The organism is Phenylobacterium sp. (genome assembly GCF_036402295.1).
Classification (GTDB): domain Bacteria; phylum Pseudomonadota; class Alphaproteobacteria; order Caulobacterales; family Caulobacteraceae; genus Phenylobacterium.
Window position 1 is genome coordinate 1 of sequence record NZ_DASWTE010000387.1, and the last position, 1,791, is coordinate 1,791.

Consider the following 1,791-nt stretch of genomic DNA (forward strand, 5'->3'; position numbering starts at 1 on the left):
TCGGCCTGGTCGCCCTCGGCCTGGATGTCGATGGAGCAGCCGGGAGAGGCGGCCAGCATCATCAGGCCCATGATCGAGCGGGCGTCGACGGTCTGGCCGTCCTTGGAGACGCGCACCTCGGCGTCGAAGGCCGCGGCCAGCTTCACGAACTTGGCCGACGCGCGGGCGTGCAGGCCGCGCTTGTTGATGATCTCGACGGTGCGGTTGGCTTCGCTCAGCTACTTCTCTCCGGCCAGCACGTAGGAGGCCACGGAGATGTACTTTCGCCCGGCTTCCTGCGCCGCGGCAACCGCGTCCTCCAGGCTGAAGCGGGTGCGCACGCTGGCGAGCTTGATGAGCATGGGCAGGTTCAGGCCCGCGATCACCTCGGCCTTGGTCTGCTCCATCACCGAGATGGCGAGGTTCGAGGGCGTGCCGCCGAACATGTCGGTGAGCAGGACAACGCCCGATCCCCCCTCGACGCGGCCGCAGGCGGCCAGGATGTCCTGGCGGCGCCGCTCCATGTCGTCTTCGGGGCCGATGCAGATCGCCTCGACGGCCGACTGCGGCCCCACCACGTGTTCCATGGCGTAGACGAACTCTTGCGCCAGCCGGCCGTGAGTCACGATCACGAGGCCGATCATGCCTGACAATCCAAGGGGTATCCCCACCCGCGACGTACGCCTGATCAGGGGCGCGAGCGGAGCTAAATACGCCTGTTGTGCGCCGCGTCAAAGGTCTCCATCGCGCGGCTTAGTTTCGCAGGCGCGGAGGTTTCGAAGGGCGCTACCGACAGTAGTGGAATTGCGAGGCCCAGGACCGCTTCGGTTGCAGAATCCGGAATGCGTTCCGGCACTTGCAGCCGCGCCACCAGGATGATCTCGCAGTAGGCCACGGGCTCGATCCGCAGCACGTCGACGCCGCGCACCTCGATCAGGCCGCTCAGCGTGTCGGGCGCCCGCCCGAAGAGCCGGCCGGCGTCGGTCCAGACCACCACGCGATCGTCGGCCACCAGGCGGAAGCCCTGGTCCAGGGCCCTGAGCGCCAGGTCGCTCTTGCCCGCGCCGGGCGGGCCTTCGATCAGCACGCCCCGCCAGAATCCGCCCATGCGCCGGGCGATCAGGCCCGCATGCAGGATCATCGGCCGCGCAGCTCGCCCAGGAACTGCACCATCAGGACCTCGTCCATGAAGTCGGGGTCGGCGGCGCGCTTGTAGGCCATCCGCTGCACGCCCTCGATGGCGAAGCCCAGCTTCCTGTAGAACGCCAGGCCGCGCACGTTGTCGGCCTCGGCCGTAAGCTCCACCCGCAGCGCGCCCTCGGCCTCGAGGCAGGAGAGCGCGTCGCCGATCATCGCCTGGCCCAGGCCCTCGCCGTGGCGATCTGGGTCGATGGCGAGGGGCCCCAGGTGGACCACATGCCCGGCCCGGCCCGGCAGGCGCGTGGCCCGGTAGAAGCCCACGACCGCGCCGTCCACCTCCCAGACCCAGAAGTCGCCGCCAGCGAGCAGGTCGGCGAACACCGGCGCAAAGGCTTCGGGCGACAGGGTCTCGTAGGTCAGGAACGGGACCACGGCCGGGTGCGCGTAGATGCGGTGGACCGCCGCCTCGTCCTCGGGGCGCGCCAGTCTGCGCATCAGACGGACTGCTCGGGCAGGGTGAGGAGGAAAACAGCGCCGGCGACCTTGCCGTCCGCGCCGATCTTGTTCTCGGCCCTGAGCGATCCGCCGTGCGCCTGGGCGATCTGGCGGGCGATCGAGAGGCCTAGGCCCGAGTTGCCGCCGAACGCCGCGCCTTTGGGCCGCGAGGTGTAG

5 protein-coding genes are annotated in these 1,791 nt (G+C 69.7%); all 5 read right to left on the minus strand.

The features are described from left to right. On the minus strand, positions 1-218 hold a 218-nt coding region (locus VGD44_RS22595), incomplete at its 3' end, for an HPr family phosphocarrier protein (protein ID WP_331090641.1). Continuing rightward, positions 219-623 carry a PTS sugar transporter subunit IIA gene (locus tag VGD44_RS22600; RefSeq protein ID WP_331090638.1) on the minus strand — a complete coding sequence of 135 codons (405 nt, stop codon included), beginning with the start codon at positions 621-623 and terminating at the stop codon, positions 219-221. It lies immediately after the preceding gene. Positions 624-685: 62 nt separating this feature from the next. Continuing rightward, positions 686-1,120 carry an HPr kinase/phosphatase C-terminal domain-containing protein gene (locus tag VGD44_RS22605; RefSeq protein WP_331090639.1) on the minus strand — a complete coding sequence of 145 codons (435 nt, stop codon included), beginning with the start codon at positions 1,118-1,120 and terminating at the stop codon, positions 686-688. Then, positions 1,117-1,614, minus strand: a complete 498-nt coding sequence (locus VGD44_RS22610) for a GNAT family N-acetyltransferase (RefSeq protein WP_331090640.1) — start codon at positions 1,612-1,614, stop codon at positions 1,117-1,119. Before VGD44_RS22610 ends, VGD44_RS22605 begins: the two co-directional genes overlap by 4 nt. Further along, a partial coding sequence (locus tag VGD44_RS22615) for an ATP-binding protein (protein ID WP_331090642.1) occupies positions 1,614-1,791 on the minus strand: 178 nt, incomplete at its 5' end. The genes VGD44_RS22615 and VGD44_RS22610, both read right to left, overlap by 1 nt.